Origin of the sequence: Massilia sp. CT11-108 (genome assembly GCF_047302915.1) — a bacterium.
In the GTDB taxonomy this organism is placed as follows: domain Bacteria; phylum Pseudomonadota; class Gammaproteobacteria; order Burkholderiales; family Burkholderiaceae_D; genus Telluria; species Telluria orientalis.
On sequence record NZ_JBKYMO010000313.1, the window covers coordinates 1 to 6871 of the forward strand.

Here is a 6871-nt window from a genome sequence, read left to right on the forward strand (position 1 = left end):
GGGGGCCGGGGTTTTTTCCCTTTTAACCCCCCCGTCGTGTTTTTTTACCCGGCCCCCACCCCCCGCGGGGGGGCCCCCCCAACCGGGCCAACGACGGGTTATCGCTTTGCCGGATTGAAATGCTTCGCAATCCCCGCCCAGCAGTCCTGGTAATTCCCCTGCAACTGCGGCGACTGCAGCGCGTACGGCGTCGCCACCAGCGGATTACGCGTCTCGAACATGAACGCCATCGTGTCCGTCACCTTGTGCGGCCGGCTCGTGTCCGCGCTGCTCGCCTTGTCGAACGTGGCCGCGTCCGGACCGTGCCCGCTCATGCAGTTGTGCAGGCTCGCGCCGCCGGGGACGAAACCTTCCGCCTTCGCATCGTAGGCGCCGTGCACGAGGCCCATGAATTCGCTCGCAACATTGCGGTGGAACCAGGGCGGGCGGAACGTGTCCTCGCCGGCCAGCCAGCGCGGCGGGAAGATCACGACATCCAGCGTGTCGACGCCCGGCGTGTCGGACGGCGCCTGCAGCACGAGGAAGATCGACGGGTCCGGGTGATCGTAGCTGATCGAGCCGATCGTGTTGAAATGGCGCAAGTCGTATTTGTACGGCGCGTAGTTGCCGTGCCAGGCCACGACGTCCAGCGGCGAATGGCGGATGCCCGCGCGCCACAGGTTGCCGCCGAATTTCGCGACGAGCTCGAAATCGCCCTCGACGTCTTCGTAGCGGGCGACCGGCGTCAGGAAATCGCGCGGGTTGGCGAGGCCGTTCGAGCCGATCGGACCCAGGTCCGGCAGGCGCAGCAGGGCGCCGAAGTTTTCGCAGACATAGCCCCGTGCCGCGCCGTCCGGCAGGTCGATGGCAAAACGCACGCCGCGCGGAATGACGGCGATTTCCTGCGGCTCGACGTCGACCAGGCCGAATTCCGTGGCGATGGCGAGGCGCCCCTGCTGCGGCACGACCAGCAGCTCGCCGTCGGCCGAATAGAAATAGCGCCCGCGCATCGAGCGGTTCGCGGCGTAGAGGTAGATCGCGCAGCCGGACATCGCGGCCGGCGAGCCGTTGCCGGCCATCGTCACGAGGCCGTCGACGAAATCGGTGGGCGCGTCCGGCATCGGCAGCGGGCTCCACCGCATCTGGTTCGGCGACGCCGCCACGCCGTCGAAGCCGGCGGCGATGCGGCCATTGCCCATCGCCTCGAACGGCCCGTGCATCGCGGCCGGGCGGATGCGGTACAGCCACGAGCGGCGGTTGTGGCTGCGCGGCGCCGTGAACGCCGTGCCAGACAATTGTTCCGCGTACAGACCATAAGCGACGCGCTGCGGCGAATTGCGGTGCGCCGGCAGCGCGCCGGGCAGGGCCTCCGTCGCGAATTCGTTGGCGAAGCCGGACATGTAGCGGTCGGTTGAAGCGGTCAAGAGTGTCTCCAGATTGCGTGGTGTTTACGACACTCTAGTGGAGCGCGGCCAGTTTTACGAGATGAATACAAAAATGTAGACTATTTAGACCATCAATAACCCTATCTCCCGCATGATCGAACCCTCTAGCATCGACCTGAATCTGTTATCGGTATTTCAGGAGGTCTACCGCGAACGCCAGATCTCGGCCGCCGCAAGGCGTCTGGGCCTGACGCAATCGGCCGTAAGCAATGCGCTGGCCCGGCTGCGGCGCACGTTCGGCGACGAGCTGTTCGTGCGCACGGCGCACGGTATGCAGCCCACGCCGCTCGCGCAGCAGATGGCCGAGCCGATCGGCGCCGCGATGGCCCAGGTGGCACTGGCCCTGTCGCAGCGCAGCCGCTTCGACCCGGCCACGAGCGCCCGCCGCTTCACGCTGGCGATGACGGACGTGGGCGAGGTGTATTTCATGCCCGTGCTGATCGAGCGTTGCCGCACGGTCGCGCCGAACGTGGAGATCGCGTCGCTGCGGGCGAACGGGCTGACCCTGAAGGACGATATGGAGACGGGCAGGGTGGACCTGGCGATCGGCGCGTTCGAGGACGTGTCGGACGCGCTGTACCACCGCGCGCTGTTCCGCCAGCCGTTCGTGAGCATGTTCCGCAAGGACCATCCGCTGGCGAAGGGCAAGGTGGACCTGGAACGGTTCGTGGCGGCGCCGCACCTGATCGTCGATGCGGCGCAGAGTCCTTACGACCGCATCAATGGATTGCTGGAAAAGGCCGGGGTGACGGCCGGGGCCCGGTTCCGGGTGCCGCATTTCACCGCGGTGCCGTACATCGTCAGCACGAGCGAGCTGGTGGTGACGGTGCCGCAAAAACTGGCCGAAAGCGCGGCGAGCCCGTTCGGCCTGAAGTGGATCGAGCCGCCGCTCGCCCTGCCGGCGTTGCAGACCAACGTCTTCTGGCACCGGCGCTTCAACCACGATCCCGGCATCCAGTGGCTGCGGGGACTGATTGGCGACGTGTTCGCGGAATGACAGGCGAACGCGCCGGAAGGCGCGAACATTTTAATGAAAAGAGGAATAGACAATGGCCGACCTGTATGACAATCCGATGGGGCTCATGGGCTTCGAGTTCGTGGAATTCGCGTCGCCCACCCCGGGCGTGCTGGAGCCCGTGTTCGAAGCGCTGGGCTTCACCAAAGTGGCCGTGCACCGCTCGAAGGACGTCGTGCTGTACCGCCAGGGCGACATCAACTTCATCGTCAACAACGAGCCGAAGAGCGCCGCCTATTACTTCGCGGCCGAGCACGGCCCGTCGGCCTGCGGCATGGCCTTCCGCGTCCAGAACGCCCATAAAGCCTACGCGCGCGCGCTCGAGCTGGGCGCCCAGCCGCTGGACATCCCGACCGGCCCGATGGAGCTGCGCCTGCCCGCCATCAAGGGCATCGGCGGCGCGCCGCTGTACCTGATCGACCGCTTCGAAGACGGTAAATCGATCTATGACATCGACTTCGAATGGATCGACGGCACGGAACGCCACCCGGCCGGTCACGGCCTGAAGATCATCGACCACCTCACGCACAACGTCTACCGCGGCCGCATGTCGTACTGGGCCGGTTTCTACGAGAAGCTGTTCAACTTCCGCGAGATCCGCTACTTCGACATCAAGGGCGAGTACACGGGCCTGACCTCGAAGGCGATGACGGCGCCGGACGGCATGATCCGCATCCCGCTGAACGAGGAGGGCAAGGCGGGCGGCGGCCAGATCGAGGAATTCCTGCTCAAGTACAACGGCGAAGGCATCCAGCACATCGCGCTGCTCACGGACGATATCTTCTCCACCGTCGACGGCCTGCGCGCCGCGGGCGTGCCGCTGATGACCGCGCCGCCGGCCACCTATTACGAGATGCTGGAAACGCGCCTGCCCGGCCACGGCCAGGACGTCGAGGCGCTGAAGGCGCGCGGCCTCCTCGTCGACGGCACGACCGAAGGGGGCACGCAACGCCTGCTGCTGCAGATCTTCTCGGAAACGCAGCTGGGTCCCGTGTTCTTCGAATTCATCCAGCGCAAGGGCGACGAGGGCTTTGGCGAAGGTAACTTCAAGGCGTTGTTCGAGTCGATCGAGCGCGACCAGTTGCGCCGTGGGGCGCTGAAGACCGCCGCCTGATTCGTGACCGGCATGGTGGGCTCGGGGAGCCCACGCCGTACGCAGGCAAGAATTCAAACATTTTCAAGGTGTTAAGCGATTTTTTGCGAACACCTGTGCACTTCATTTCCAGACAAATATCGGAGTGTTGCGCGCACGTCTCATTCGCCCGTTTCCCACAGATTTTCTCATCGGTTTGTAACCAAAAGCCACAAGCTCGGCACTAGAATTTCCGTACGGCATCAATACCTACTGAAATTCAACCACAAACCATGACTACCCGGCGCCTTGCTCCGTTAACCTTCCTGCTGCTGGCCGCGGCTTCGTGCGCGCACGCCGGCGAATCCGGCGCGCCGCTGACGGCGGAGGTGCCCGCCGACGACCCGCTGAGCGCCACCGTCTCCGTCAGCTCGCAATACGTCTCGCGCGGCATCCGCCAGACGTGGGGCGGCCCCGCAGCGATGGCCGGCATCGACTATGCGCATCCGAGCGGCTGGTCGGCCGGCACGTCCGTCATCAACGTCAGCGACAGGTTCATCGAGAGCGGCACCGTCGAATGGGACCTGTACGGCGGCTACAGCGGCAGCGCGGGTCCCGTCGGCTGGTCCGCGATGGTCTACTGGTACAAATACCCGGGCGCGCGCATCAGCGCGACGGACACGTCGTTCGACTACGGCGAGCTGTCCGCCGGCGTGACCTGGAAATCGCTGTACGCCCGCTACAACTACACATTCAGCCGCGACTTCTTCGGCATCGCGAATGCCCGCGGCACCGGCTACCTGGACGTCGGCGCAGACCAGCCGCTGACGAAGTCGCTGACCCTGAACCTGCATGCCGGCGACGGCCGCGTGGCCGGCAGCGGCAACGGTATCTGGGACTGGCGCGACCTGAAGGCCGGCCTGACGCACAAGCTCGAAGACGGCTGGACCGTTGCCCTGAACTACACCCGTGCCATCGGTGCGACCGGCATCTACAACGGCTACACGACGGGCGTGCCGCGCCGCGACGGCCGCCTGGCCGTGGCGAACGTCGCCCGCCGCGCCGTCGTGCTGTCGCTGACCCGCAAATTTTGAATCGAGGAGAAACAATGCGTCGCAACCCCCTGTCGTCTCTCTCGCTGACCGCGAAGATCTGCGCGACGGCCACTACGCTCGTCGTGCTGAGCCTCGCGGTCACGTCGGCCGTCATCGCCGTGCGCAGTAGCGGCAACGCCGAGGACGCGAGCATGCACCAGGCCCGCACGTCCGCGCGCGAAGCCGCCGCCGCCGTGCAGGCGCAGATCGGTACCAAGCTGGGCGCCGTCACCAACCTTGCCGCCGCGATGAGCGCGCTGCGCGAAGCGGACATCGCGCCGTCGCGTCCGCAGGTGTCCGCGATGACACAAGGCATGCTGCGCAGCTTTGGCGACCTGATCGGCGGTGCCGTGACCTGGGAGCCGGACGCGCTGGACGGCAAGGACGCCGACTTCGCGGGCAAGGCGCCGGAATATGACGCGACCGGCCGCTACATGCCGTACTACACGCGCAACCCGGACGGCACGCTGCACGTGGAACCGATCGTGTTCCCGACCACCCCGGGCGCGAACGACTGGTACGACATCCCCAAGGCCACGCGCAAGGTATTCTTCACCGAGCCGTACGGGTATGCCGTCAACGGCAAGAACATCATGATGTCGTCGCTGGTGGCGCCGATCCTCGTCAAGGGCGAGTTCCGCGGCGTGGCCAGCGCCGACTTCCAGCTCACGCACCTGGGCGAGATCCTCGGCAAGATCAAGGTCATCGACGGCGGCGGCCTGTCGCTCGTCTCCAACGGCGGCCTGTATGCGAGCCACCCGGATACGAGCCGGAACGGCAAGAAGGCCGACGACCTGCCGCCCGCCGCGCTCGCGGCCGTGCGCGCCGGCGAGACCTATGAATACATCGACACGGCCGGCGTCGTGCACCTGCTGCAGCCGCTGCGCCTCCACCCGGACCTCGCGCCGTGGGCCGTCAAACTCTCGTTCCCGCGCGCTGTCGCCACGGCCAGCGCGCGCCAGCTGATGGGCTATTCGCTGTTCGCGTCGCTGGTCTGCGCGATCGTCGCGGCCATCGTGATGGTGACCGTGCAGCGCCGCCTGACCCGCCCGCTGCGCGTCCTCGGCGCCACCATGACGGACCTCGCCACCGGCAACGCCGACCTGAACGCCCGCCTGGACGCGAACGGCACCGACGAGCTGGCACGGATCGCCGCCGGTTTCAACGGCTTCGTCACCAAGATCCAGGAAGTGCTGGTGCAGGTGCGCGCGAGCGCCGGCAGCGTCGCGGCCGCGAGCGTCGAGATCAGCCAGGGCAACATGGACCTGTCCGGCCGCACCGAGCAGCAGGCCGGCGCGCTGGAAGAGACGGCGGCGTCGATGGAACAACTCACGTCGACCGTCGGGCAGAACGCCGACAATGCGCGCCAGGCCAACCAGCTCGCGCTCTCCGCGTCGGAGACGGCCCGCCGCGGCGGCGCCGTCGTCGCCGAAGTCGTGGAGACGATGGCCGCGATCGACACCGCGTCGCGCAAGGTCGTCGACATCATCGGCGTGATCGACAGCATCGCGTTCCAGACCAATATCCTCGCACTGAATGCGGCCGTCGAGGCGGCACGTGCGGGCGAGCAGGGCCGCGGTTTCGCCGTCGTCGCGTCGGAAGTGCGGGGGCTGGCCCAGCGCAGCGCGGCCGCCGCGAAGGAGATCAAGGCCCTGATCGGCGATGCGTCCGGCAAGGTGGAAGCGGGCAGCGCGCTCGTGCGGGACGCGGGCCGCACGATGGACGACGTCGTGTCCAGCGTGCGCCGCGTGAGCGACATCGTGGCCGAAATTTCGGCCGCCAGCGCGGAGCAGAGCACGGGCATCGGCCAGGTCAACCAGGCCATCGTGCAGATGGACGGCACGACACAGCAGAACGCTGCCCTCGTCGAAGAGGCGGCCGCCGCGGCGGACAGCCTGCAGCAGCAGGCGGACCTGCTCGTGTCGCTGGTGGGCCAGTTCAAGCTCGAGGGCGCGGCACCGGCGCCGGCGCGTCCGGGCATTTCCGCGCGGACCCCGATGAAGGCGCTGGCCGCCGCGTAAACGTTCACGTTGGGCTACACTTCCGGATCCACGATCCGGAGGAGACCCATGCATACGAAAGCAGCGCACAACGCCGCACGTCGTCTTCTGGCCGCCATCGCCTGCGGCCTCGCCATCGCGGGCGGCGCCACCGCCGCCCAGCCGGCCGTGTCGAAAGCCGGCATCCCCGCCTTCGACGAGGCGATGCTGTCCCCCGACTACTGGATCCGGCGCGCACCCGGGCCGGACGCCGTGCTGCTGGACGC

At 67.1% G+C, this 6871-nt stretch carries 5 protein-coding genes and 1 pseudogene; 5 read left to right on the forward strand and 1 reads right to left on the reverse strand.

All coding sequences use genetic code 11. From position 1 onward, the window contains the following. Nucleotides 1-98: 98 nt before the first annotated feature. Nucleotides 99-1379 (reverse strand): homogentisate 1,2-dioxygenase, encoded by a 1281-nt coding sequence (hmgA, locus tag ACEN88_RS21310; RefSeq protein WP_413342807.1) that lies wholly within the window; start codon nucleotides 1377-1379, stop codon nucleotides 99-101. Nucleotides 1380-1515: 136 nt separating this feature from the next. Here hmgA and ACEN88_RS21315 point away from each other — a divergent pair, with 136 nt between their 5' ends. The 5 genes and pseudogenes from ACEN88_RS21315 to ACEN88_RS21335 all read left to right on the forward strand — a co-directional run. After that, the gene (locus ACEN88_RS21315) at nucleotides 1516-2421 is read left to right on the forward strand and encodes a LysR family transcriptional regulator (RefSeq protein ID WP_413342799.1); all 906 of its coding nucleotides are present in this window, start codon (nucleotides 1516-1518) and stop codon (nucleotides 2419-2421) included. A 52-nt stretch (nucleotides 2422-2473) separates the two neighbouring features. After that, entirely contained in the window at nucleotides 2474-3553 is a 1080-nt protein-coding gene (gene hppD / locus ACEN88_RS21320; RefSeq protein WP_413342801.1) for a 4-hydroxyphenylpyruvate dioxygenase, read from the forward strand. A gap of 251 nt (nucleotides 3554-3804) precedes the next feature. Then, nucleotides 3805-4605, forward strand: a complete 801-nt coding sequence (locus tag ACEN88_RS21325; protein WP_413342803.1) for a TorF family putative porin — start codon at nucleotides 3805-3807, stop codon at nucleotides 4603-4605. A 14-nt stretch (nucleotides 4606-4619) separates the two neighbouring features. After that, nucleotides 4620-6626, forward strand: a complete 2007-nt coding sequence (locus ACEN88_RS21330; RefSeq protein ID WP_413342805.1) for a methyl-accepting chemotaxis protein — start codon at nucleotides 4620-4622, stop codon at nucleotides 6624-6626. Nucleotides 6627-6674: 48 nt separating this feature from the next. Then, nucleotides 6675-6871: pseudogene (locus ACEN88_RS21335) on the forward strand (hypothetical protein); the annotation flags it as partial.